Here is a 26,865-nt window from a genome sequence, read left to right as displayed (position 1 = left end):
TATGAGTTTATTAGTCTACGGTATAACCAAAGTTGTCAAAATAGTAATTGTGGGTTTCTCCGGTAAATTCCTGGAATGAAATGTTTTGCAGCGCTTCAGGCATTCCGCCAAGATCTTCCCAAGTGAAACGGACATCAATCCATTCTTCGGTAGTTTCAAATGAATAATTTGCATCTCCCCAGTTATTACCATTAAAAATAAGGACTAGTTTACCAGCCTCGTCAGAACGTACTGCAAAATGAATACCTGTATACTGAGAAATTTGATCATCCCAGTTCCAGTTACCCTGTATGTTATCCCATCCGGCGATTTCTTTTGTGAAAAAAGTTGTTCCCTGATAGGCGTCAGCCTCATTAGTGATGTACTCATGGCTATCTCCCTGTATGTCCCAAGGAGCATAAAAAGCATCATCATAAATAGCAGTGCCAATAGCAGTATCCCATTCAGAAGAGCCCGAAATGGTCTCAACCTGTACATATTTTCCGTTAGAGTCGGCAGGTACAATAGCAACAATTTTGTTAATGCTGCTTGAAACGATTTCTGCTTCAACACCACCAACAGTAACTACAGGATTAAGGAAGTATTTACCATAAATAGTAATCTCTTCTCCTTCGGCAGCGTTTATAGGCTGGAAACTTTTTACAGTTGGGGCAGGTGGTGCAACTATAAAAGGATATACTGCAGTGCCACGCGGGGTAACTACCTTAAGTTCGTTTGAAGCATTTTCATAAGGAGTATCTTCATTAATTGTTATAAAAATAACTTCATCGGTAACAAGTGTCGAACTGAAATAAGTATCTACTTCATTAAAGTAAATTTTTTGTGTACCTGTAAACCCACTACCGCGAATAATATACATATTGTTAGCATAACCATACTCAACAAGTGAGTCATTCTCTGCATAGCTAACGCTTTCAATGCTTGGTTTTCCGGGTTTTGTACTATCGTCATCACTACATGAGACTACAAGTAATATTGCGAATACAGAAAGTAAGCCCAATATATGTTTTAATCTAAAGTTCTTCATAACTCTGTTTTTTTAATATTAGTCAAATGAATATGGTACCGGATCTTCTAACAATAAAGGGTTTTTAGCCACATCGTTATCAGGGTAATCCAGGTAGAAATCAGATTCATCCGGAGTAAAATGTTCTTCAAGGTCTTTATTACCTCTGTTTTGTGCAGTAATCATAGCAATAGCCTGGGCTCTTGGAATTCTTCCAAGGTCAAACCAAAAATCACCTTCAAAACAAAGTTCACGTCTTCTTTCAAGGAAAAGTTCGTCAAAAGTAAATGAGGTAACACTAGGTAAACCCGCTCTGTTTCTTACAGCATTGTATGAGCTTAATGCAGCAGCATCTGAAGTGCTTCCTCCTCCGCCAAGAATAGCTTCAGCATGTATAAGTAATAAGTCGGCATATCTCATAATGTAGGTGTTATTTTCCATCATGTTCCATAAATCAACAGGACCTGTTACATCGCCGTTAGCAATACCTATACAGTATTTTTTAATAGCCGCACCAGCTCCCTGTCCGCCAATTTGCTCGGCTTCAGGGACAACGAAGCCTGCTTGTATTTCAGTACCACTGTTAATACGAACAGTCATATTAGGGTACTCTGCACCAGGAAACATAATAGTTTCTTTTCTTCTTAAATCACCAGGTTCTGTATATATGTTGTACATAGCGTCTTGAGACGGAGCAAATACACCACCATAAGAAGCGTTTGAAGTTGTTAATGCAGCAGTACTAATTCCAAACTGAGTGTTGCAGTTGTTGGCAGAACCATAATTACCATCGGTTACCCACTGGATGGCAAAAATAGATTCTTCGTTATTGTTATTAGGATAAGTAAACAGGTCGGCAAAACTTTTATCAGGTAGCGATTCTCCGCCCAATAGTTTAAACTCACCACTGTTTATTACTTCTTCTGCCATTTGTTTTGCATCGCTGTACCTTTGTTGATACAGGTACACCTTAGCAAGCATAGCTTTAGCAGAACCTTTAGATACACGGGCATTAGCAGTATAGTTTGAAGATCTTGTTTTGTCGTATAGGTTTTCAATAGCAGCCTGATAATCCATCTCTATTAATGTATAAACATCTTCAATTCTGTTTTTATTTATAACAGGATTGTCTGCAAAGTCACCATTATTTTCAATAATTGGTACATCTCCCCATAGCCTAACAAGATAAAAATAAGCAGTAGCTCTCATAAAGTATGCTTCTCCAATGGTATTTTGAAGCACTTCCTGACTTACAGCAGAACCAACACGTTCTGGTAAGAAATTAATAATAAGGTTTGCCTGTGCAATATTTGCCCATAGAGAGCTCCATCCGTTAACAAGTTCGGGGTCACTGCCATTTAGAGAAAAAGTCCTCATGGCATTAACATCGCTCGATCCTGTGTACATGTTTCCTGAACCTACTTCGGCAACAGCAAAGAAAAACTTATTATTAAACTGGAACCAGGTTCTGGCATACATACCGTTTGTAGCCGATTCTACCTGTTCGTTAGTGCTGTAGTAATCGTCAAGCGCGATAGAGTCTTCCGGAGGGCGGTTTGTGAACTCTTCTGAACAAGAGGTAAGCATTGTAAGCACAAATGCCAAACTACATATTTTGTATAAATTTAAAAATCTTTTCATTTTCATTTTTTTTAAAATTCTACATTAACTCCTACAGAAAAAGTTCTTGGTGATGGGTATCGTCCGTTGTCAATACCTGTAAGTAGCTGATTTTGGTTGAATGAGCCAATTTCAGGATCATACCCTTTATACTTGGTAAAAGTGTGAAGGTTTTGAACAGAGCCGTAAATACGTACTCTTGACATTTTTAATTTAGAAATTACATCCTGAGGAAGTGAGTATCCTAAAGTGAGGTTCTGAATTCTGGCATAAGACCCGTCTTCAACATAACGGCTTGATATTTGTACGTTAGTATTAGCATTACCCGAAACTACTCTTGGAATATTAGTGTCTGTATTCTCAGGAGTCCAGAAGTTTGCAGCATCAGTAAGTGCATTTTGATATAGTTGGCCGTTTTGTGTTCCGTTCCTGTAAGTAAGATTCATTACGTCATTTCCATAAGAGCCCTGTACAAAAACAGAAAGATCGAAGTTTTTGTATTTAAAATTGTTGGTAAAACCAAAAGTGAAATCCGGATGAGGATTACCTATAAAAGTTTTATCTTTAGGATCAATCACACCATCACCGTTTACGTCTTTGTACTGAACGTCACCCAGCCATGTTTGACCAACGCCTTCTCCAACAGGCTGTTCAAACTGTATAGGAGCATTGTTAAGCTGATCCATAGTTTGGAACAGTCCTACTACCTCATATCCATAAAACATACCAATAGGAGACCCTACCTCAGTATTTGTTACAACAACAGGCTGGTAACCGTTAGTGTTTACTTCCTGAGTAAGTGATAAACCATTAGATAGGCGTGTTAGTTCGTTTTTATAGTGTGAGAATACAAGAGTAGAGTTCCATGAAAAGTCACCTGCACCTTTTGTACTATAGTTTAAGGTTATATCATAACCTTTGTTTTGCATTTCACCAAGGTTAGAATATGGCGAGTCAACCCCTCCATACTGAGCACCTCCACCAGTTAAATAGTAAGGCCAAGGCGTTTGGAAAAGGAATCCGTCAGATTTTTTAACGTAGTAATCCAGGTTTGCCGATAGTCTGCCATCAAGTAGTGTAAAGTCAAGACCAAAGTTTGTTTGACGCATTGATTCCCATCTTAAACCAGGGAAAGGAAAGTTAGAAGGCAGGAAGCCTGGGCCAATGCCTGAGTTTTGTTGCCCAAGGTAAGCTGTATACCTATTGTTAGGTATTTGCTGATTCCCAGTTTCTCCATAGCCTACCCTAAACTTAATGTTGTCTATATATTCACGTGTACTCTCCATGAATGACTCATTAGAAAGCTTCCATGAAACAGCAACTGCAGGGAAGTATCCCCATTGATTATCTGTAGTTGGGTCAAATTTAGAGGAGCGGTCTGCTCTCCATGAAGCTGAAAGTCCGTAACGGTCGTTAAAGTCATAAATTAAACGACCGAAAAAAGAGTATAAGGCCTGGCTGCCTTTGTAACTCGTTACTTTACTTTGTGCAGGGTCGCTAAGATTTAAACCGTAAACGTTGTTAGTTTGAAAACCTGTAGCTGTTGCCACAATACCTTCCCAATGGCTGTCATTAGCTTCCTGTCCGGCAAGTAACGTGAAGTTGTGTTTGCCTAAGCTTTTGGTGTAAGTAAGAAGGTTTTTAATGTTTGTAGAGTACCAGTTTTGTCTTCTCTCCATTAAGTCGGCACTTGGGTTAGTTTGTACACCCCAACTGTAAGAAGGAGTGAAATCGGTGTTTTCAGAGAATTCGGTATTAGCACCAAGTTCAATTCTATATTTCAGTCCGTCAATAATATCGGCTTCAGCAAAAACATTTCCAAGGAAATTTTTTCGAACCAGTTTGTTTTCTTTAATAAGAGCCTCAGCAACCGGGTTAAAGTAAGTGGAGTTCAGTTCATTACTTGTAGGTCCGGCAAAGCTTCCGTCAGGGTTTCTAACCGGTATATCTGGCGCTTGTAGTAACGTATTACTTATTATACCACCATAACTTTGGTTAATTGTAAGCTTTTCGTTAGTAATACCTGTATTTGCATTTACACCTACTTTTAACCAGCTTTTAACCTGTGAGTCAAGATTAATACGCATGGTGTATCTTTTGTATCCTGATCCTAAAAGCACACCTTCCTGATCAAGGAAACCACCTGATATATAGTATCTGGTAGCATCTTTAGCTCCCGAGAATGAAAGCTGATGACTGTGTGAATAGGCTGTTTGGTATATCTCATCCTGCCAGTTTGTACCAGAACCTAAAAGTTCAGGATGCTGAAATTCAGGACGAAAGTCAGATTCGTTAAAACCGTAAGCCAGCCATAATGCTTTTTGCTGTCTGGCATAGCCCTGTAGGTCAAGTACGTCTAGTTTTTTGTAAATATTCTGGATAGAAGTGTAACCTTCGTAGGAGATTTTACCTTCACCTTTTCTACCTGATTTTGTAGTAATAATGATAACACCGTTAGCTCCTCTCGAACCATAGATAGCTGTAGCAGATGCATCTTTAAGGATGTCTATAGAAAGGATGTCGTTAGGGTTAATCATAGAAAGCGGACTCACAGCGTTGTTACCTGCGCCTCCGTTTGATGAGAAATCACTACCTGATATTGGTCTTCCGCTGGTAGAAATGTTAGTACCGTCACCGGAAATTGGCACACCGTCTATAATGTATAAAGGCTCGTTAGTACCTGAAATCGATGTTGTACCACGAACCCTGATTGAAACAGCACTACCCGGCTGTCCGCTGTTGTTTGTTACCGAAACACCCGCTGCTTTACCCTGAATCATTTGGTCTACAGTAGTTTGTTTTAGGTTTTCGATGTCTTTTGTACGAATACTGGATACCGCACTGTTTACATCATCTTTCTTTTGAGCGCCATAACCAATTATGACTACATCGTCAAGAAGTTGTGAGTTTTCTTCAAGGGTAACGTTAAGTACGATACGTCCTTTTACTGCTATTTCCTGAGTTTGATATCCTATAAAGGTATATACTAGAACAGCATTTTCAGGCGCTTCGATGGCATAATTTCCATCAATATCAGTAGCGATGGCTGTATTACTGCCTTTAACGCTAACATTGGCTCCCGGTATACCAAAGCCAGTGTTATCTGTCACGGTACCGGTAACAGTGGTTTGCGCCTGCAACGCACTAAAAGAGCAAAATAAAAGCAAGTACAGCAATGTATTGCCTCGTTTAAGCCAATTAGTAAAATAAAGTAATGTAATCCCCATAATTAATTTGTGTTAGGTTAGTTACTAATTTCTAAATAAATAAACACTTTAATTTTGCTTTCGGTAATTTTAGAGTTCATTTATTGATAAAAACAAATTTATGGGAGATGTTAAGCGTTTGTTAATATTATTTTATCATTTAATGATAATATTTTCTCTAACGTTTGCGTAAATAATATATCATAAAAATATACTTACTTTTATAAGGATAATTAATGTATTGACTGTCAGTGGTTAAAATATCGTAAAGCGAGGGTTTTGAGGTGTATTTTTTAGTCAGCTTTAGTTTATAAAAAGCGTTTCATGCCATAAAATTCATCCCTGTACTGGCTTGGAGTTGTGTTCTTTATGCTTTTAAATATGCGGTTAAAGTTGGCAATATTGTTAAAACCCGACTTAAATGCAATTTCAGAAATACTCAAATCTTTCTCTATAAGCCATCTTGCAGCATAACCTACTCTTATATCATTAAGGTAGTTAACAAATGTTTTTCCGGTTCGCTTTTTTATAAAACGGTTAAACGATACAGGACTCATACTCGTAATATCAGACACTTCGTCTAAGGTAATCTTGTTAGAGAAGTTTTTTTGTATGTGCTCGTATACCAGTTTCATTTTATCGTCATCTTCAAAAGTATCGTGATCTACGGTAAAAGTAGAGAGCAGTCGCTGGTTTCTGGAATTGGCCATGTCGTGGAGTATGGAAATAATTTCCAGAAAATAATCCATTCCGTCAAGTTTAGAAATACTTATAAGTCTGTTAGCCAGTTCTTCGCCTGTTTTTTTAGAGAACAGTATACCGTGGTTAGATCGGTTAAACATATCCTTAATAGGCATCATTATACGTCGTGATAATAACGAATCGCTAAACAGGTCGTTGTGAAACTGTATGGTTATTTCGTGTACTTTTTTGTTCTTGCAGGTATTCATTTCCCATCCGTGATGCAGGTTTGGACCAACCAGTACGAGTTCTACATCATCTATTTCCTCTATATGATCTCCCACAATTCTTTTTACACCTTTGCCATTAAGTATAAAGTTAATTTCATACTCCGGATGATAATGTATAGGGAAGTCAAAACTATCTTTAATCCTGTCAAAAACCAGGAAACTATCACCTTTTGATAGTGGCGGAATTTCTCTGTGAAATTTTTGAGTGTTCATTTGTATGTTTTTATTTGCAATTATATGATATAATATTGATAAAATAATATTAACTTAAATTTAAGACTAAAATTATCTTTGACATTATCAAAAAAGTACGTTTAAAATTGTGCTTTGTTAAATATTAAGGTCAATAAATTAAGAATTTATCAAGTTTAAAGCATTCTCTTTAAACCAACTACAAATTTAAATGAAAAATAAGATATCAATACTGTTACTGGCTTTAGCTGTAGTTTCCTGCGGGAAATCAGGCAATAAGGAAGAAGTAACGGCTAGTCAGGAAGAAAAAGAAATGGCTGTTGGTGTATTAGCAGATAAAAATGCTACAGCACAAACGGTTGCTTTGTATAAAAACCTTTTCAAACTTAGGGAGAAGGGATATATGTTCGGTCATCAGGACGACCTTGCTTATGGTGTAGAGTGGAAATATGAAGAGGGTAGAAGCGATGTGAAAGATGTTACCGGAGATTATCCTGCCGTATACGGATGGGATATAGGAAGGATAGAAAACAATGCCGATAAAAACCTTGACGGAGTGCCTTTTGATAAAATGAGGCAGTTTATAAAGGAGGTGTACGACAGGGGTGGTGTTAATACCGTAAGCTGGCATGTAAACAACCCGTTAAGTGATGGAGATGCGTGGGATAATCCTGAAGGTACGGTAGCATCGGTACTTCCCGGCGGATCTAAACATGAGGTTTACAAAGGTTGGATGGATAATGCGGCAACATTTTTCCTTTCTCTAAAAGGTAGTGACGGTAATTTAGTGCCAATTTTATACAGGCCATACCATGAGTTTACAGGCGATTGGTTTTGGTGGTGTAAAAATACTACTAGTCCTGAGCAGTTTAAGGAATTGTGGAAATTTACGGTAGATTATTTTGAGCAAAAAGGAGTGCATAATCTTATATATGTATACAATACGTCGGACGCTAATGTGAAAGCAAAAGCCGACTTTTTAGAGTACTACCCTGGTGATGAGTATGTGGATATGATGAGTTTTGATGCTTACCAAATGGGTGAAGGCGAAAAGCTTAAAGAGTATACAGATAACGTACACAGTTTAATTGGTGTAATGCAGGAGGCAGCCGATGAACACGGTAAACTTACTGCTCTTGCCGAGACAGGTTATGAGGCTATACCTTATGAAAAATGGTGGACAGAAATCTTAACCAATGCAATAGGTGATTATAAAATATCATATGTGCTGTTATGGAGAAACCACGGTTGGAACGAGTATATGGATCCACCAAGAATGCATTACTATGCACCATATAGCGGACATGCATACAAAGCCGATTTTGTAGAATACTACAATCAGGATAGCGTGCTGTTCCAAAAAGAAGTGACTAAAGAGAATTTATACCAATAAGCTAAAGCTGTAATAGCAGCTATTTCTAGATATGAGATTAACAGCGATAGACTTAACAATAATTGCACTGTATTTTTTAATGATGATCGTTATAGGTATTGTCATGAAAAACCGTGCAAAGAGAAGTAAAGACAGTTACCTTATGGGAGGTAAAAAGCTCCCTTGGTACATGCTTGGGCTAAGTGATGCCAGTGATATGTTTGATATTAGTGGTACTATGCTTTTAGTGAGTATGGCCTTTTTATATGGTTTTAAAAGTGTTTGGATACCATGGATGTGGCCTGTTTTCAATCAGGTGTTCCTTATGGTATTCCTTAGTAAGTGGTTAAGGAGAAGTAACGCTACTACCGGAGCCGAATGGCTGGGTACCCGTTTTGGGCTTAGTGATAAGGGGGTAAAACAAAGCCATGCTGTGGTAGTTGTTTTTGCGCTTATGCTATGTGTGGGCTATATGGCTTATGCCTTTGTGGGTGTGGGTGAGTTTCTGGAGATATTTATTCCTTATGAAAGTGTAAAAGAGGTATTCCCGTTCCTGGATCAGCATGTGGATGCTTTCCAGGTTGGAACTCCGGCATACGAAACAGCACTTTATGAAGCAAAAGATCTTACAGCTAAATTTTATGGTGTAAGTATATGTCTTGTGGCTACATTCTACAGTATTGTAGGAGGGATGCATGGTATCGTTTTGGCCGATTTTATAAAGTACATGATTATGATTGTATGTTCACTGTTTGTGGGTAGTATCGCTATGATGCATCTGGCTGATTCAGGAATAGCAATTAAAGATATGATGCCTGTAGGGTGGGATAGCCCTATGTTTGGCTGGGAATTGGGTCTTGAATGGCAAAACATTCTTGCCGATGCACAGGTAAAACTGGAAAAAGACGGATACAAACTATTCTCGGCTATTGTAGGGATGATGTTCTTCTCGGGAGTGCTTAAAAGCTTAGCCGGGCCTGCGCCAAACTACGACTGCCAGAAGATATTAAGTACCAAGTCTCCGGAAGAAGCCAGTAAGATGAGTGGGTTCATTTCCATTATCCTGCTTCCTATCCGTTACTTTATGACAATGGGACTTTGTATACTGGGTATACTTTACTTTAAAGATTTAACCCTTGGGCAAACTGCCGACGGAATTAACTTTGAAAGTATAATGCCGGCTGTAATTAACAAGTATCTTCCTGTAGGCTTGGTAGGGCTTGTACTGGCAGGTTTCCTTGGAGCATTTATGAGTAACTTCTCGGGGACGCTTAATGCGGGACAGGCATACTTAGTAAACGATATTTACCTGAAATTTATAAAACCTGATGCCGACAGGAAAAAAATCATCACTATGAGTTACCTGTCGGGTACAGTGATGGTTATACTGGGTGTTGGACTAGGGCTTTTGATTAAAGATGTAAACATGATCTTTAATATTATTACTGCCGGACTTTATGGTGGGTTTGTATGTGCCAATGTGCTTAAATGGTACTGGTGGCGCTTTAATGCAAACGGATTCTTTTGGGGTATGCTTGCGGGTATTATTGCCAGCGCCATCCCTCCGGCATTATCAGTAAGCGGTGTGACCGATTATTTTGACGGTACCCGTATGCTGTATTACTTCCCGGTGTTTATCATTATTCAGTTTGTGGCTTGTGTGGCAGGTTCTTATGCTGCGCCTCCTACAAATCAGGAAACACTTATAGACTTCTACAAAACGGTAAGGCCATGGGGCTTTTGGAAGCCAATTAAAGAGGCGGCTCAGGCTCAGGATCCAACTATTGTAGAAAATAAAAACTTTGGTATCAACATGGCAAATGTAGCCATGGGTATTACCGGACAGATACTGTTAACATTACTCCCTATGTATTTTATTCTTTCAAAATGGACAGGATTTGCCATAGTGCTGGTACTAATGATGGTAATAGTACTGATAATGAAACGTACCTGGTGGAACAGGCTTACCGACTTCTAAAAATAAAAAACAAAAACTTGAATTTAATATAGATTATTATATGGCTAGCGAGATGATTACAAATAACCAGGTAAGAATACCTAACTATGAATCCCTGGTTAAAAAACATCAGGAATTGATTGAAAGAAAAAATACCCCGGTAGATGATACTAATGGTATTTATACAAGATATAAAAACCCTGTAGTTACGGCAGCCCATACTCCTGTAGAATGGAGGTATGACCTTAATGCGGCAACTAATCCGTTTGGCATGGAGCGCATCGGTATGAATGCAGCTTTTAATGCCGGAGCCATGAAATGGAACGGTAAGTATATTTTGGCTGTACGTACAGAAGGAGTAGACAGGAAATCGTTTTTTGCGATTGCCGAAAGTCCTAATGGTGTAGATAACTTTAAGTTTTGGGAAAAACCATGTGTAATTCCTCAGCTTGATGAGCCGGATACCAATGTGTATGACATGAGGCTTATTGAGCACGAAGACGGGTGGATTTACGGTATTTTCTGTACGGAAAGAAAAGATCCTAATGCTCCAAAAGGTGATACCAGTGCAGCAGTTGCTAATGCGGGTATTGTAAGGACTAAAGATTTGGTAAACTGGGAAAGATTACCTGATTTAGTGTCAAATACAGGGCAGCAGCGTAATGTGGTGCTTCACCCTGAGTTTGTAAACGGTAAGTATGCATTATACACCCGTCCTCAGGACGGTTTCATTGATGTAGGTAGCGGAGGCGGAATAGGTCTTGGCTTTGTTGACGATATGACAAATCCGGTTGTTCAGGATGAGAAAATCATTTGTGGTAAAGTATACCATACAATATATGAGCTTAAAAACGGACTTGGACCTGCACCTATAAAAACAGAGAAAGGCTGGCTGCATTTAGCACACGGTGTTCGTAACACTGCTGCCGGACTGCGCTATACACTATATATGTTCATGACCGATCTTAACGATATCTCTAAAGTAACACATATGCCGGCAGGTCATTTTATGGGGCCTGAAGGAGAAGAGCGAGTTGGGGATGTTTCTAATGTGTTATTCTCTAACGGTTGGGCTGCAGATGAAGACGGTACGGTATATATATACTATGCATCTTCAGATACACGTATGCACGTGGCGGTTTCTACAGTAGATAAGCTGGTGGATTATGTAATGAACACACCGGAAGATACCTTTACATCAGCAGGATCGGTAAATACAATTATTACTCAGGTAGAAAACAACAAAAAGTTTTTGTAATGGAATTAAAGTCACAAATGCACAATGAGCTACGCTCAATTTTAGACTATTGGGTTAACAATGCAATAGACGAAAAGAACGGAGGCTTTATTGGAACCATTGACTATACAGAGACTAAACAATATAATGACCCGAAAGGTTCAGTACTAAATGCCCGTATTTTATGGGCATTTTCTGCTTCTTATCCCATCACTCAAAATAAGGAACACCTGCAAATGGCCGAAAGGGCTTTTGATTATATTACCCGTTATTTTTATGATAGGGAGTATGGAGGGATTTTTTGGAGCCTGAATTATGATGGAACTCCAAACGATACCAAAAACCAAATTTATGCATTGGCATTTACCATATACGGCTTATCTGAATTTTATGCTGCTTCCGGAAATGAAGAGGCGCTTAAAATGGCAATAGCATTGTATGAAAAAATAGAAGAATGCAGCTTTGATTCGTTACATAAAGGCTACTTTGAAGCCTTTACAAGGGATTGGCAGCCAATAGATGATTTGCGCCTTAGTGATAAGGATGCCAATGAGAAGAAAACCATGAACACACACCTGCATATTGTAGAGGCTTATGCTAACCTGTACAGGGTATGGAAGGATGAAAAACTGAAACAGGTAACTGCAAATCTTCTCGAAACCATAGATAAGTATTTTATCAATACCGATACTAAACACCTCCGATTATTTTTTAATGAAGAATGGGTAGAGAAGCAAGATGTTGTTTCTTACGGACATGATATTGAGGCAGCCTGGTTGCTGCAATGGTGTGCTGAAGCTATAGAAGATGAAAGCCTTACAGCTATCTATAAAAAACACGCTATGGTACTTACCGAAGGTGCTCTTGAAGGATTGGATACTGACGGTGGTTTGTGGTATGAGCTGGAAATGCACAACAACCATATGATTGAGGAAAAACACTGGTGGCCACAGTCAGAATTATGGATTGGACTGGTAAATGCATGGCAGCTAACAGGCGATAAAAAATACCTTGACCTTACCCAAAAGAACTGGGAGTTCGTTCAGCAGTATATACTGGATAAAACCAACGGAGAATGGGTTTGGGGCGTGAATAAAGATTATTCGCTTATAGAAAAAGATAAGGCCGGTTTTTGGAAATGCCCGTACCATAACTCAAGGGCATGTATTGAACTTATTAAAAGACTGCCTTAATTGAAGGAATAGTACGTCTTTTTGACAAAAAACAAGTAGTTCGAAAACGTTTGAAATCTTAATTTTCAAAAACCTAACACATTATAAAATAAGTGGTTTTTCTGCCCTGAAAAACCACTTGTTCCTAAACGAAACTACTATGAAATCGAATTACAATTCAGCACTTGCGGCATTGTTTCTTACATGTATTACTTTTATAAGCTGTTCGTCAGACGGTGACAATAAAACTACAGAAGGAACAATTGATGAGCCCGTTGAAACCGTTGATGAACTTACCGTAGCTAATGTGCGCAGTTATATGGTGGATGCTAATGCTACCGATGAAACCGTAGCTTTATTTTACAATTTATTTCACCTTTCAAAAACACAGTTTTTAGTAGGGCAGCAGGATGCTTTTAATGGTTTTTATAATAATGATGCGGGAGATTCAGACATGAAAAAGGCAACAGGCAATGATCCGGCTTTGCTGGGGTCTGATTTTATGTTTATTACTGATGATCAGAATAATGAACAGCCTGATAACTGGTTCTATCAGCAGGAAATCCTGATTACAGATGATGTTAAGGAGGCTTACAGTAAGGGAATGGTAAATATTTTCAGTTGGCATTTAAGGGAACCTTTTGAAGGTGAGAGCTTTTATACCAGTGATATGACCGACTATCAAAAGTACAATGCTTTCCCCAGTTTACTTCCGGGAGGTTTAAATCACGACTATTACAAGGCTAAACTGGATAAGGTTGCCAGTGTACTTTCTAACCTAAAGGATAATAATGATAAACTTATACCTGTAATTTTCAGGCCATTCCATGAGTTTGACGGAAACTGGTTTTGGTGGGGGAGTGCTTACTGTACTCCGGCACAATACCAGCAGGTATGGCAGTTTACGGTAGAATATTTAAGAGATACAAAACAGGTGCATAATGTGATTTATGCCTACTCTCCCGATAATTCCTACACAACAGAGAGTCAGTATTTAAACCGTTACCCGGGCGATGCCTATGTGGATATACTGGGTATGGATAACTATGGTGATTTTAACAATCAGGGCACAGCAGGAGCAGTAACAGCAAATGCTAAACTTAAAATGATTTCTGATTTGGCGAAAGAAAAGGTTAAAATCGCAGCAATGACAGAAACCGGATTTCAAATAAATTCTTCAAATAGTCCTATTGACCATTTCTTTTCTGATTATATTTACAGCGCAATGACTAGCAATGATGTGGAATTGGCGTTTGTAATGTTTTGGGCAAATTCACAAGATGGGTATTATGTTCCGCCGGCGGGACAAACAGATACTCAGGATTTTGTAACTTTTGCCAACAAAGCAGGAAGCGTATTACAAAACGATATTCCTGATATGTATACTTTACCACAGTAATAAATGGATATGACAGAGACAAAGATGCTTCCGGCATCGTTAGAACAGTTTATTAAAGAAACAAGTATCGTTTCTTTTGCTCCGGGCAGAATTAACCTCTTGGGTGAACATACCGACTATAATGACGGTTTTGTTATGCCTGCCTCTATAGATAAAAGAATGTACTTTGTACTTACCCCAAGGGAGGACAGTACCATTAACCTGAAAAGCCTGGACATGAAACAGGATTTTTCGATAACAATTGAAAACCTAGCCAAAACAGACCATAAAACCTGGGCTAATTACATTTTAGGTGTAGTAGACGGTTTTATTAAAAAAGGTTTGCAGGTTAAGGGGTTTGATGCCGTTTTTACAGGCAATATTCCTATTGGGGCTGGGGTATCATCTTCGGCAGCTTTAGAGTGTGCAGTTGCGGTAACTTTAAATGCCTATACTAATGCAGGTTTGGATAAAAGCACTTTGGCACAAATAGCCCAAAAGGCCGAGCATAATTTTGCAGGAGTACAGTGTGGTATAATGGATCAGTTTGCCAGTGTATTCGGTAAGAAAGATGCATTAATAAAACTGGACTGTCGCTCGCTGGAACACGAATACAAGCCCTTAAAACTTGAAGGAGCAAGTCTTTTGCTGTTTGATAGTGATGTTAAGCACTCCCTGGCATCTTCAGAATATAATGTGAGAAGAAAACAATGTGAGGAAGGTGTGGCTATGGTAAAAAAATATGTACCGTTGGTAGACAGCCTTCGTGATGTATCTCTCGAAATGCTTGATAAGTATGTATACCCAAATGATACGGTTGTATATAACCGTTGTCGTTATGTGGTAGAAGAAAACCAGCGTGTACAGCAGGTAGCTGCTTTTCTTGAAGCAGGGAACCTTAAAGCTGTTGGACAAAAAATGTTTGAAACCCACGCAGGATTAAGAGGCCTGTATGAAGTAAGCTGTAAAGAATTAGATTTTCTGGTTTCGGCAGTAAGCGATAATCCTAATGTTTTAGGTGGACGATTAATGGGAGGCGGTTTTGGTGGCTGTACCATTAACCTTATAAAAACAGATGCTGTTGATGAGGTAATCCAACAGGTAGGAGAAAGTTATCATAAACAATATAATAAAGAACTGAAAGTATATCCTGTAAGTATAGGGGATGGCGCTACTGTAATAAAAAATGGATAAGAATTTAAACGAATACCCACACAGAAGATATAATGCCTTAACCGGAGAATGGGTACTGGTTTCTCCACACAGGAGCAAACGCCCGTGGCAGGGGCAGGTAGAGAAACATTCGGCAGAGGTAAGACCTCAGTACGATCCCGGTTGTTATTTATGCCCGGGTAATTCCCGTTTGGGAGGAGAACAAAACCCTGATTATAAGGACGTATATGTTTTTACCAACGATTTTTCTGCCCTATTAAAACATTCACCTGATTTTGATGTTGTTGAAGACGATATTTTTAAAGCAGAATCAGAAAAAGGGATTTGCAGGGTAATATGCTTTTCGCCCGATCATAGCCTGACGGTTCCGCAAATGAAGGTGGAAGACATAAGGAAAGTAGTCGATTTATGGATTGAGGAATACCAAACATTGGGTAGTGACCCCGAAATTAATTACGTACAGATATTTGAGAATAAAGGCGAGATAATGGGCTGTAGTAACCCGCATCCGCACGGACAGATATGGGCTTCGCAAAAACTTCCGGTTGAGCCTTCAAAAAAACAGCATTCGCAGCAGGAATATTTTGAAAAGCACGGGAGTACATTACTGTCAGACTATTTGCAAAAGGAACTTCAAAAAGACGAACGTGTAATTTTTGAAAACAACCATTTTGTTGCTGTAGTACCCTTTTGGGCAACATGGCCTTATGAGGCTATGATTATCCCTAAGCGTGCCATGGCAAGAATTACCGATATGACCAATGATGAGAAAACAGCTTTAGCCGAAACCTATAAAAGGCTAACCATGATATATGATAAGGTATTTGATGTTTCATTCCCTTATTCGGCGGGTATACATCAGGCACCTACCGATGGTAAAGAACATAACGAATGGCATTGGCATATGGCTTTCTATCCGCCATTGTTACGTTCGGCTACGGTAAAAAAATTCATGGTGGGATATGAAATGCTGGCTACGCCACAAAGGGACATAACGCCCGAATCGGCAGCACAAATACTTAAAAACCTAAACTAAACCATAATATGAATAAGTTACTGGCAGGCTTGCTTACGTTGCCTTTATTGTTTTCCTGCGGAGACAAAAAGGAAAAAAACGAAGACACAGCCACTACAACCGAGATTGTTACACCCGAAAGAATAACTGTTAAAGGGACTGAACTGTACAAAGGTGAAAAGCCTTATCGTTATATAGGAACCAATTACTGGTACGGAACGCTGATTGCTGCTAAAGAAGGCGGAGACAGGGAACGACTGGCAAAAGAGCTGGATATGATGAAGGAGTACGGTATAGATAACCTTCGTATTTTGGTTGGGGCAGAAGCCGGTACTCAGGATTTTACGGTTAACCCGGCACTGCAGCCGGAACAGGGTCAATATGATAATAACTTGTTAGACGGACTGGATTACTTACTTAACGAAATGGCAAAACGCGATATGCATGCCGTATTATACCTTACCAATAATTGGGAATGGAGCGGTGGTATGGCGCAGTATCTTGAATGGAACGGTAAGGGGGAGTTTCCTAATCCTAATGTTCCGCCTCACACATGGCCTGAATTTATGGAGTATACCAAGCAATTTCATAGCTGTGAGCCTTGTATGGAAGCCTTTAAAAACCATATAAAATTCATATTGGGAAGATCTAACGCTTATAACGATAAGAAGTATACCCAAGACAATACTATTATGGCGTGGCAGGTAGCAAACGAGCCTAGGGTGTTCACTGCAGATAATGAGGAGAAATTTACCCTGTGGCTTAACGATGTGGTGAACCTTATAGATGAACTGGATCCTTATCATTTAATATGTACAGGGTCTGAGGGTAAGGCTGGTTCGGCAGATGATATTGCTATTTATGAACGTACGCACAACAATCCTAAAATAGATTATCTTACAATGCATATATGGCCTAAAAACTGGGGATGGTTTAAGTATGAAAATGCCGAAGAAACCCTGCCTGTTGCCATTACTAATGCCCAACAGTATATTAACGACCATATCGCTGTGGCGCAAAAGCTGAACAAGCCTGTAGTGCTTGAGGAGTTTGGACTTCCGCGTGAAGGGGAGAGTCTTGATAAAAAGGCATCTGTAGCAAACAGGGACACTTTTTATAAGTCGGTTTTCGATAGATTAGAACAAAGCGTTACAGATAAGGAAGCTTTTGCCGGACTTAACTTTTGGGGTTTTGGCGGTATAGGTAAAAACAATCCTGAAAACGGTAAGTGGAATAAAGGAGATGATTTTACTACCGATCCTCCGCAGGAACCACAGGGGCTTAATTCGGTTTTTGCGACAGATACTACTACACTTAACATTATAAAAGAGTACAATAAAGCAGTACAGAAATAACAAAAGGGCTCAGGCCCTTTTTAATGTATATTTGCAGCTTTAACTTAAAACACACCATGAAAAAAGCAACATTATTTATTGCCGCTTTCCTTATGGCAGGAGCCATGAAAGCACAGGATTCTGTAACACTTGATTTACAGTATATGCCTAATAAAAAGTATACTCAGGTAGTTGGTAACGACACTAAAATGGAAATGTCATATGGAGGTGAAGGTGCTAACATGATAATGAAAATGAGTTTTAATAATCTGATTTTAACCGATGGGGTTAAAGCAGGTAGTATTCCGTTAACGATGCAGTCAGAAGTAAGTGTAAGTGTGGATATGGAAGGAATGGATTCCAGTAGTAATGAAATCACTATGAAATTAGCTGGTACTGTTAAAGAGGGTGAGCTTGTTCCTGTATTTACATCTGTTGAATCAGAGGATATGACTGAAGATATGAAAGGTCAAGTTTTTGACCTGATAACAAAAATGATGAAAAACATATCTTTTCCTGAAAAAACATTAAAAGTAGGGGAGTCATTTGTTGCAGAGATTCCTACTTCTGTGCCTTTTGGAGGAGGGGCGATTGATATGTTGGATAAGGGAACCTATAAGCTTGTAAAGATTGAAGCAGGTAAGGCTTATTTTGATGTTACACATGATATTTCTCTTGGAGCTGATTTGGCCGAAGGTGGTTTTAACGGAAAAGGTGGCGGAACAGGGAAAATGGTTTATGATATTGCGAGTAAATATCCTCTTTCCTTGTCTAATGATCTTGCTATGACTTTAAATATAAGTCAGGAAGGTATGAGTGTGGAAATAAAAACAAACACTAAGCAAAGTTTAACCAATACAATAAGCAATAGGTAATATTGAAATTGAAAGTAAAATAAATAAAAAGGGCTTCGGCCCTTTTTTTATTTTTGTACAAAATAGGAAAATATGTCTTCAGTAAATTGTTATTGTGGTTCGGGTAAGTTATTTGTTAACTGCTGTCAGCCTTATATTATTGGTATCGAAAAAGCGCCGACAGCCGAAGCGCTTATGCGTTCCCGTTATTCGGCGTATGTGGTGCAAAATGCCGACTATTTATGGATAACCACTGCGCCAAAAGAAAGAAGGCATCATAGCAAATCGGCTATGCTGGAATGGTCCAGAAGCAACCAGTGGATAAAGCTTGAATTATTAAAAGCTACCGAAACTACTGTGGAGTTCAAAGCGTATTATATTGATAATAATCTTGAAGGGCAAATACACTACGAAAAATCAAATTTTATAAAACAGGGAGATAGCTGGTTTTATGTAGATGGGGAGTATTAATTTGCTTTTTATCGCTTTTTTATGCTGTTTATCAATTAAATAGGGTTTTTAAAAACAAAAAACCTAACTTTAAGATATAAATCCCACAGATTATGGAGTCCACACCCGAAATAATCAGGATTGTACAGCGTTACCTTACTTTTAAAAAGCTTAATCCAGGAGCTATTGATGGCATTGCAGGTAAAAAAACCTATGCCGCGCTGGATAAGCTTAAAGATCTTCCTAAAAGTTGGAAAGACGAAAGAAAACTGGTAGGTGCTATACAATTGTATGCAAAAGAGCAAGGACTTGACCCAGGACCAATAGACGGACTATGGGGACAATGCACCCAGTTGTCATTAGAGGAGTTTTATGGCAAAGCCAAACCAACAGGGAATAAAAACCTTACTACGTTTGCCATATCCTATCCTATTGCACTCACATGGGATACTTCAAAAAAAGTTACTAAAATCACGGCGCATGTCAAAGTTAAAGACAGCGTGCTACGTGTATTAAATAAAGTTCACGATTATTTCAGTAAATGTTTTAACTACTATGTCATGAGAGGTAGTGCAGAATAAATGGTGGGAATTATGGGAAGAAGAAGGCTGGGTAAGCCTGGGGCGTGAACGGAATTACGACTGGATGTATGTCCAGGTAGCAAAATTGTTTTCATAAATTGTGTTTAAGTGTATAGTTACTAGTTATTGGGGGCGAAAGCCCCCTTTTCTTTTACTCTGCTTTAAAAGCTTTTGTATATTTGTTAAAATTAAACCTTACCTATTATGACAATTACAGAAAAACAGATTAAGATTTATGAAATTTTAAAAAATACTTTTGAAGGTCAATTTTCAAAAAAAGAAGGAGAAGATAAACTCAATCAGGAAGTTGGAATGAAATTAGGCTCTGCTAAAATTGTGGTGTCCGTTTTTTTTAAAATTATGGCAGGCGAAAAATTTACTAGAACTTTAAAAATATCAGATTTTAATACTTTTTTATATGGTATATATAAAGATTTTGGTGTAGAGCAGTTAAAAGTTGCATTAAAGGCTTTTGTTTTACATATAGATTATAGTGCAACTAAGAATGACCCAAAAATAGCCTTGAGAAAGGTTATAAAGAGGTACGAAGAACTAATAGTTAATCAAGATATGGTTAATGCTGGAGAAGATGATAGAGAACAGAATGAGATATTGTCTTACCTAAACAAAACAAGAACGAAACAGGAAATAGTTGAAGAGCTTAAAGGAATAGATATTAAAGAGCCGGAAACAGTTTTTATTAATAATAAAGTATATAAAAGAGATAATAAGATTATTGCTTTAATTAAGTTTATAAGAAACTCTGAATGCCAAATATGTAAAACATATATTCGTAAAAAAGATGGTACTAAATATATAGAGGCAGCACATATAATTCCAAAGAGACAGAAAGGACCGGAATCTCCTGACAATATATTATTACTGTGTCCTAATCATCATAAAGAATTTGATTTTGGAGACGTAGAAATACAAATCAAGACTAAAAATGAAATTAAATTTGTAATGAATGGTAATTTATATAGTATAGATTTAAGTTTGAATTAAATGTAACAAAATATATGTTTTTACATCTAATAATAATCAATCAAATAGTATAAATTTAAAATGACATCACACGAAATTGACTACCATATATATGGTGAAGAAATGCAATATGTAGAAATAGAGTTAGATCCGCAGGAAGCTGTAGTGGCTGAGGCAGGAAGCTTTATGATGATGGACACCGGTATACATATGGATACCATTTTTGGCGACGGTTCTAACCAAACACAAGGTGTTATGGGGAAACTGTTCTCGGCAGGTAAAAGGTTGCTTACAGGGGAAAGCCTGTTCATGACAGTGTTTTTAAACCAATACCACGGCAAACGAAAAGTAAGTTTTGCTTCTCCTTATCCGGGTAAAATTGTACCTATTGACCTAAACAAATACGGTGGACGCTTTATCTGCCAAAAGGATGCTTTTCTTTGTGCTGCAAAAGGCGTTTCTGTAGGAATTGAGTTCTCCCGAAAACTGGGCAGAGGTCTGTTTGGAGGTGAAGGTTTCATTATGCAGAAGCTGGAAGGCGACGGTATGGCATTTGTACACGCCGGGGGTACACTGGCTCGTAAAGAACTACAGGCTGGCGAAGTACTAAAGGTAGATACAGGTTGTATTGTAGGCTTTACTAAAGATGTGCATTATGACATTGAATTTGTAGGCGGTATTAAAAACAGCATTTTTGGAGGAGAAGGATTGTTTTATGCAACACTTCGTGGTCCGGGTGTGGTATATATACAGTCGTTACCGTTTAGTAGGCTTGCTGGCAGAATTTACGCATCGGCCCCACAGGGCGGAGGTCAGCAAAGAGGTGAAGGAAGCATATTGGGCGGATTGGGTAATCTGCTTGACGGAGATAACAGATTTTAATAATAATTATCATAATATACAAAAGGGCTTTTTAAGCCCTTTTTTTATTTTAACAGTGAGTGCTTTATTCACACCATAACTATATGTATCTTTGATGCTGGCTTTAGGGGTATTCTGTAAAGAATTGAGAGAGTCCCTTTGAACCTGATTCGGTTTATACCGGCGTAGGGAAAAGCGTATCTGTATACACTTCTATATCCTGATTTCTTTTCGGGAAACTCTTAAGCCATATTTACGCACCATAAAAAATTAAATATGAGAGAGTCTCTTTGGAAATCTGTTTTACAACTAAGGCAAAATTCCCCTTTGGTACATAATATTACCAATTATGTGGTAATGAACAATACGGCAAATGCGCTACTGGCAGCAGGAGCATCGCCTATTATGGCACATGCCCATGCTGAGATTGAAGAGATGGTGAGCATTTGCGGAGCCACGGTTATAAATATAGGTACGCTTGATGAATACTGGATTGAAAGCATGTATAAGGCAGCCGCAAAAGCCCAACAATTGGGTAAGCCCTGGGTGTTGGATCCTGTAGGGGCGGGAGCAAGTAATCTTCGTAATACTACAGTGGCACAACTACTGAAGTATAAACCGACAGTAATTCGTGGGAATGCTTCAGAGATTATGGCACTGGCTAATGCCGGAGGACAAACAAAAGGGGTAGACAGTACACATCAGTCTGTAGAGGCAGTAGCTTCTGCCAAATGGTTTAATGAAAATACCGGAGCGGTAGTTTGTATATCGGGTGCTACCGATGTGATTGTTTCTGCAAATCAAAAAATACTTATCGATAACGGAGATGTAATGATGACAAAAGTAACAGGTCTTGGCTGTATTGCCACGGCTCTTATTGGTGCTTTTGTGGCTAGTGAACCTGATAATGCTACTGAGGCTACAGCGGCAGCTATGGCATTACTGGGTATTGCAGGAGAGATTGCTGTACAAAAGGCTGAAGGACCGGGTAGTTTGCAAATGCATCTGTTGGATAAGTTGTATAACATTACCGAAGATGAGTTCAACACTTATCTAAAAGTCACCATTGAGAATGACTAAGCCGTTTCCATATAAGCTATATCTGGTAATAAGCGAAGAGGCCTGCTGTGGCAGGGATATGCTTTGGGTTGCCGAACAGGCGGTGAAAGGCGGAGTCGATTTGGTACAGATAAGGGAGAAAAATAAAAGCTATCCTGATTTTTTGGAAAACAGTTTAAAACTAAAGGAAATGCTGGACAGGTATCACGTACCGCTTATTATAAACGATAATCCTTTGGTAGCAGTAAACTGTAATGCTTATGGGGTTCATGTAGGGAATTCGGATGTACCTCCGTCTGAAATTAAAAAGAAATGGCCTGATTGTAATATGACGGGTTATTCGGTAGAGTATTTGGAACAGCTAACAGGTGCCGAAATCGAATTTGCCGATTATCTTGGTGTAAGTCCGGTATTTAGTACCCCAACCAAAACCGATACGGTTACCGAATGGGGGCTGGAGGGAATTGCCAAAATAAAAAGCATTACAAATAAACCACTTGTAGCAATAGGAGGGATTAATGAAACAAATGTTCAAGAGGTAATGCAGGCAGGAGCCGATTGCCTTGCGGTGGTGTCGGCAATATGTGCAGCAAGCAATCCTGCTATGGCTGCTCAGACATTACGAAACTTAATAGAAACAGCATGAAAAAGAAATATACATACCCAACAGTATTAACTATAGCAGGTACAGATCCCAGTGGTGGAGCAGGTATTCAGGCCGATTTGAAAACATTTTCGGCATTGGGCTGTTATGGCATGTCGGTTATTACCGCATTGGTTGCACAAAATACTACCGGGGTAAGGGATATACATAATGTTCCTGCACAATTTGTAGAACAGCAGTTGGATGCCGTTATGGAAGACATACGCCCCGATGCCATAAAAATAGGAATGGTACATACCTCACAGCTTGTTGAGGTAATTGCAGCCACACTTAAAAAGTACCCTGATATTCCGGTAGTGTTCGATCCGGTTATGGTAGCTACCAGTGGTGATAAGCTCATTGAAGATGCTACTATAGCGGTAATCGTTTCACAGCTTTTTCCGTTGGTTACACTAATTACCCCAAATATGGATGAGGCTTCCTTATTGGCTAATATGCCTATTGAAACCGTAGCACAAATGCAGCAGGCAGGACAGGTAATAAGCACTACAGGCTGTAAGGCTCTTTTAATGAAAGGCGGACACCTGCAAACGGAACAACTTACCTCAATCCTTATGGATAGGAATGGGATAGTGAATACCTATGTTTCAGATAAGGTAGATACCAATAATGTACATGGTTCAGGTTGTACACTGTCGTCTGCTATTGCGTCTTATCTGGCAAGGGGAGAGAAGTTGCAAAAAGCGGTTGCCCTGGCTCAGGAATACATTAACGGTGCCATATACCACGGCAGGGATGTGCTTATAGGTAACGCTAACGGACCTTTAAATCATTTTTATAACCCACAAACCATGATAAAAAATGAAATGGAGTGAAAAAGCATGGCAGGAAATACTGCCTATTTATAACGATATTATCCAGATGCCTTTTATAACCGAATTGGCAAACGGAACACTGGACTTAGAAAAGTTTAAATACTATATGCAGCAGGATGCTCACTATCTGGAATATTTTGCACGAACACTGGCAGTGATTGGTGCTAAAGCCCAAAGTGTGGATACCATGCTGGATTTTATACGTTTTTCTGAAGGTGCGATAGTGGTCGAAAGGGCTTTACACGATTCTTACTTCAAACAGTTTAATGTAGGGGAGAGGGTGCCCATGTCGCCTACCTGCCATCACTATGTACATTATATGCAAAGTACGGTATACATGCAACAGGTTGAGGTAGGTATGGCTGCGGTATTACCTTGTTTTTGGATTTATAAAAAGGTAGGGGATTATATACTGGAAATACAAACGAAAGAGAATAACCCTTATGCCGACTGGATAAATACTTACGGAGGAGAGGAGTTCGGTCAGTTGGTAGAAAAAGCTATTACACTTTGTGATGAAGCAGCCGATAGCTGTACTGAAACTCAAAGAAAGCAAATGACTGCGGCATTTGTAGATGCCAGCCGTTTGGAATACCTGTTTTGGGATAGTGCTTATCAATTAGAAAAGTGGAAGAAGTAAATAAAAAAGCGCGGTAGTTACCGCGCTTTTTTATTATTGAAAATGAATTTTATTTCAGTTCAAACTCAGTTTCCTGATTGTCAGCAGAACTGGTGCCTACAAATACTTTAAATGTTCCCGGCTCTACCAGATATTCGCCTTCGTTATTAAAGAAACCAAGCTCTTTATCGGTAAGGGTAAAGGTAACTGTTTTGGTTTCACCTTTTTTAAGTGGAACCAATTCAAATCCTTTAAGTTCTTTTACAGGTCTTGAAAGGCTTGCAGCTATATCCCTTATGTATAACTGAACCACTTCTTTACCGTCGTAATCTCCTGTATTGGTAATTTCAACAGATACTTTTATAGGCTCTCCTTTAGTATAACTTTTTTTAGCAAGCTTAATAGCTCCATATTTAAATGTTGTATAGCTTAACCCATGGCCAAATGCAAATAATGGAGTTTTTTCTACATCAGTGTAATGAGACCAGAAAACATTATTGTCACTGTTGGTTGGTCTTCCTGTACTATGTTGGTTATAATAAATAGGTACCTGCCCTACATTGCGTGGGAAACTCATAGGTAATTTACCGCTAGGGTTATAATCACCATACAGTACCTGTGCTACAGCATTACCGGTTTCGGTACCTAAATGCCATGCTTCAACTATGGTTGGGATGTTTTCGGCTGCCCAAGGTAAAGCTAATGGACGACCATTGTTAAGTACTAGTACTATGTTTGGGTTTGCTTTATAGATTTCCTCCAGTAACTCCTGTTGTAATCCAGGTAGGTCAAGGCTTGTACGGCTACGACCCTCACCACTTTGGAAACCATGCTCCCCAAGAACCATAACCACAACATCGGCTTCTTTAGCTGCTTTTTTAGCTGCTTCAAATCCGCTTCTGTCGGTAGTGTTGAAAACCAGTTCGTCAAGGAAAGTGGTTTTTCCAATAGTCAGGTCGGCGCCTTTTTCATACACTAATGTGTTGCCTTTGTACTGTTGCATACCTTCCAGTACTGATACAGCCGTGTTATCATCGGAAGCAATTCTCCAGCTTCCAAGCGGACTCGTTTTATCATTGGCAAGCGAACCGATAAGTGCAATTTTCTGACCTTTCTTTTTAAGCGGAAGCAGGTTGCCTTCGTTCTTTAAAAGTACAATCGACTTTTTAGCCATATCCAGTACGGCTTCATGGTTTGCTTTGCTGTATATGGTTTCTTTTTCGCGCTTTTCATCGCAGTAACGGTATGGATCATCAAAAAGACCAAGTTCAAATTTCACCCTTAAAATACGTCTTACTGCATCATCAATCAGGGCTTCGTCCACTTTGCCTTCTTCAACTAGTTTAACAAGTTCGTAAACATAAAGGTGAGATTCCATATCCATATCGGCACCTGCCTTAACGGCTTTTTCACTGGCTTCGGCGCCATCCTGAGCAAATCCGTGGGCAATCATTTCCCTTATAGAAGCCCAGTCGGTAATAACAAAACCGTCAAAACCCCATTTTCCTTTCAGGATATCCCTTTGCAAAAAGCTGTTTCCTGTTGCAGGTACTCCGTTAAGAATATTGAATGAGTTCATATAAGTACGCACACCTGCATCGTTAGCCGCTTTGAACGGAGGAAGTACTGTATTGTATAATGTGGCATTACCAATATCTACCGTATTGTAATCTCTACCGGCTTCGGCAAAACCATAAGCAGCAAAGTGCTTGGCACAGGCTGCAATGGTAAGCGGGTTGGAAAGATCGTCTCCCTGAAATCCTTTTACTCGGGCTATTGCAATCTGACTTCCAAGGAATGGATCTTCTCCGGCACCTTCCATAACACGACCCCAGCGGGCATCACGTGAAATATCTACATTAGGGCCAAAGGTCCAGTTAATACCCGAAGCAGCAGCTTCTGATGCGGCAGTTTTAGCCGAATTCTTTATGGCATCCATATCCCAACTCGCAGCTTCGGCAAGTGGTATAGGACTTAATGTTTTATAACCGTGTATTACATCAAAACCTATAATAAGCGGAATTCCCAGGCGGGTTTCTTCAACAGCGATTTTTTGTACGGCACGCACTTCCTTCACACCACGAACGGTAAGCATAGAACCTACCCATCCTTTACGCAGGTGTTCATATTTTGTGGCAGCGTTGCCTTCTTTTGGCGATGGGCCTGTTACATCCCAAAAACCGTTATACTGATTCATTTGGCCTACTTTTTCCTCAAGGGTCATTTTGGTCAACAGTTCGTCAATTCTTTGTTCTATATCCTGTTTTTTATCCATTGATTTCTTTTTTTGAGCATTAGCGGTGCAAACAGTAAGCACGGCAAGCATCAATAAGGTTCGTTTCATA

At 39.1% G+C, this 26,865-nt stretch carries 22 protein-coding genes and 1 riboswitch; of the genes, 17 read left to right on the top strand and 5 right to left on the bottom strand.

Going from position 1 to position 26,865, the window contains the following annotated elements; all coding sequences use genetic code 11:
- Nucleotides 1-10 precede the first annotated feature (10 nt).
- The 4 genes from GN157_RS01695 to GN157_RS01680 all read right to left on the bottom strand — a co-directional run bounded on the left by GN157_RS01695 (nucleotide 11) and on the right by GN157_RS01680 (nucleotide 7,016).
- On the bottom strand, nucleotides 11-1,027 hold the full coding sequence (locus GN157_RS01695; protein WP_157481398.1) for an IPT/TIG domain-containing protein: 1,017 nt from the start codon (nucleotides 1,025-1,027) through the stop codon (nucleotides 11-13).
- 18 nt (nucleotides 1,028-1,045) lie between these two features.
- Nucleotides 1,046-2,647, bottom strand: a complete 1,602-nt coding sequence (locus tag GN157_RS01690; RefSeq protein ID WP_231749027.1) for a RagB/SusD family nutrient uptake outer membrane protein — start codon at nucleotides 2,645-2,647, stop codon at nucleotides 1,046-1,048.
- Nucleotides 2,648-2,658: 11 nt separating this feature from the next.
- Entirely contained in the window at nucleotides 2,659-5,853 is a 3,195-nt protein-coding gene (locus GN157_RS01685; RefSeq protein ID WP_157481396.1) for a SusC/RagA family TonB-linked outer membrane protein, read from the bottom strand.
- 287 nt (nucleotides 5,854-6,140) lie between these two features.
- Complete coding sequence (locus tag GN157_RS01680) at nucleotides 6,141-7,016, bottom strand: AraC family transcriptional regulator (RefSeq protein WP_157481395.1); 876 nt, start codon at nucleotides 7,014-7,016, stop codon at nucleotides 6,141-6,143.
- Nucleotides 7,017-7,206: 190 nt separating this feature from the next.
- On the opposite strand from GN157_RS01680, the gene GN157_RS01675 reads away from it, so the two are divergent.
- From GN157_RS01675 to tenA, 17 genes are all read left to right on the top strand, one after another.
- Nucleotides 7,207-8,388, top strand: coding sequence for a glycoside hydrolase family 26 protein (locus tag GN157_RS01675; RefSeq protein WP_157481394.1), 1,182 nt, complete (start codon nucleotides 7,207-7,209; stop codon nucleotides 8,386-8,388).
- Nucleotides 8,389-8,491: 103 nt separating this feature from the next.
- Complete coding sequence (locus GN157_RS01670; protein WP_231749025.1) at nucleotides 8,492-10,345, top strand: sodium:solute symporter family protein; 1,854 nt, start codon at nucleotides 8,492-8,494, stop codon at nucleotides 10,343-10,345.
- A 40-nt stretch (nucleotides 10,346-10,385) separates the two neighbouring features.
- Entirely contained in the window at nucleotides 10,386-11,582 is a 1,197-nt protein-coding gene (locus GN157_RS01665) for a glycoside hydrolase family 130 protein (RefSeq protein ID WP_317163495.1), read from the top strand.
- Nucleotides 11,582-12,754 (top strand): AGE family epimerase/isomerase, encoded by a 1,173-nt coding sequence (locus GN157_RS01660; RefSeq protein WP_157481392.1) that lies wholly within the window; start codon nucleotides 11,582-11,584, stop codon nucleotides 12,752-12,754. Before GN157_RS01665 ends, GN157_RS01660 begins: the two co-directional genes overlap by 1 nt.
- Nucleotides 12,755-12,893: 139 nt before the next feature.
- Nucleotides 12,894-14,132: a glycoside hydrolase family 26 protein gene (locus GN157_RS01655; RefSeq protein WP_157481391.1), complete on the top strand. Its 1,239-nt coding sequence runs from the start codon at nucleotides 12,894-12,896 to the stop codon at nucleotides 14,130-14,132.
- 9 nt (nucleotides 14,133-14,141) lie between these two features.
- Nucleotides 14,142-15,305: a galactokinase gene (gene galK, locus GN157_RS01650; RefSeq protein WP_157481390.1), complete on the top strand. Its 1,164-nt coding sequence runs from the start codon at nucleotides 14,142-14,144 to the stop codon at nucleotides 15,303-15,305.
- Nucleotides 15,298-16,320, top strand: a complete 1,023-nt coding sequence (locus GN157_RS01645) for a UDP-glucose--hexose-1-phosphate uridylyltransferase (RefSeq protein WP_157481389.1) — start codon at nucleotides 15,298-15,300, stop codon at nucleotides 16,318-16,320. Before galK ends, GN157_RS01645 begins: the two co-directional genes overlap by 8 nt.
- A gap of 8 nt (nucleotides 16,321-16,328) precedes the next feature.
- On the top strand, nucleotides 16,329-17,654 hold the full coding sequence (locus GN157_RS01640; protein WP_157481388.1) for a glycoside hydrolase 5 family protein: 1,326 nt from the start codon (nucleotides 16,329-16,331) through the stop codon (nucleotides 17,652-17,654).
- Nucleotides 17,655-17,710: 56 nt separating this feature from the next.
- Complete coding sequence (locus GN157_RS01635) at nucleotides 17,711-18,508, top strand: hypothetical protein (protein ID WP_157481387.1); 798 nt, start codon at nucleotides 17,711-17,713, stop codon at nucleotides 18,506-18,508.
- Between the two features lie 72 nt (nucleotides 18,509-18,580).
- The gene (locus GN157_RS01630; protein WP_157481386.1) at nucleotides 18,581-18,958 is read left to right on the top strand and encodes a YchJ family protein; all 378 of its coding nucleotides are present in this window, start codon (nucleotides 18,581-18,583) and stop codon (nucleotides 18,956-18,958) included.
- A gap of 92 nt (nucleotides 18,959-19,050) precedes the next feature.
- Complete coding sequence (locus GN157_RS01625) at nucleotides 19,051-19,518, top strand: hypothetical protein (RefSeq protein ID WP_157481385.1); 468 nt, start codon at nucleotides 19,051-19,053, stop codon at nucleotides 19,516-19,518.
- 204 nt (nucleotides 19,519-19,722) lie between these two features.
- Nucleotides 19,723-20,523, top strand: a complete 801-nt coding sequence (locus GN157_RS01620; protein WP_157481384.1) for an HNH endonuclease — start codon at nucleotides 19,723-19,725, stop codon at nucleotides 20,521-20,523.
- A 60-nt stretch (nucleotides 20,524-20,583) separates the two neighbouring features.
- Nucleotides 20,584-21,384 carry a TIGR00266 family protein gene (locus tag GN157_RS01615; RefSeq protein WP_157481383.1) on the top strand — a complete coding sequence of 267 codons (801 nt, stop codon included), beginning with the start codon at nucleotides 20,584-20,586 and terminating at the stop codon, nucleotides 21,382-21,384.
- A gap of 95 nt (nucleotides 21,385-21,479) precedes the next feature.
- Nucleotides 21,480-21,572: riboswitch (TPP riboswitch) on the top strand.
- Between the two features lie 67 nt (nucleotides 21,573-21,639).
- The gene (gene thiM, locus GN157_RS01610) at nucleotides 21,640-22,443 is read left to right on the top strand and encodes a hydroxyethylthiazole kinase (RefSeq protein ID WP_157481382.1); all 804 of its coding nucleotides are present in this window, start codon (nucleotides 21,640-21,642) and stop codon (nucleotides 22,441-22,443) included.
- Nucleotides 22,436-23,068: a thiamine phosphate synthase gene (thiE, locus tag GN157_RS01605; protein ID WP_157481381.1), complete on the top strand. Its 633-nt coding sequence runs from the start codon at nucleotides 22,436-22,438 to the stop codon at nucleotides 23,066-23,068. The genes thiM and thiE overlap by 8 nt, the downstream gene beginning before the upstream one ends.
- Nucleotides 23,065-23,901 (top strand): bifunctional hydroxymethylpyrimidine kinase/phosphomethylpyrimidine kinase, encoded by an 837-nt coding sequence (gene thiD / locus GN157_RS01600; protein ID WP_157481380.1) that lies wholly within the window; start codon nucleotides 23,065-23,067, stop codon nucleotides 23,899-23,901. The genes thiE and thiD overlap by 4 nt, the downstream gene beginning before the upstream one ends.
- The gene (gene tenA / locus GN157_RS01595; protein ID WP_157481379.1) at nucleotides 23,888-24,541 is read left to right on the top strand and encodes a thiaminase II; all 654 of its coding nucleotides are present in this window, start codon (nucleotides 23,888-23,890) and stop codon (nucleotides 24,539-24,541) included. Before thiD ends, tenA begins: the two co-directional genes overlap by 14 nt.
- 49 nt (nucleotides 24,542-24,590) lie before the next feature.
- Here tenA and bglX read toward each other — a convergent pair whose 3' ends face one another.
- A complete protein-coding gene (gene bglX / locus GN157_RS01590; RefSeq protein WP_157481378.1) occupies nucleotides 24,591-26,864 on the bottom strand; it encodes a beta-glucosidase BglX in 2,274 nt (757 codons plus the stop codon).
- Nucleotide 26,865 lies beyond the last annotated feature (1 nt).

Source organism: Flavobacterium rakeshii (genome assembly GCF_009741375.1).
GTDB lineage: Bacteria > Bacteroidota > Bacteroidia > Flavobacteriales > Flavobacteriaceae > Flavobacterium > Flavobacterium rakeshii.
The sequence above is the reverse complement of the archived record's forward strand: the minus strand, read 5'-3'. Positions and strand labels throughout refer to the sequence as shown.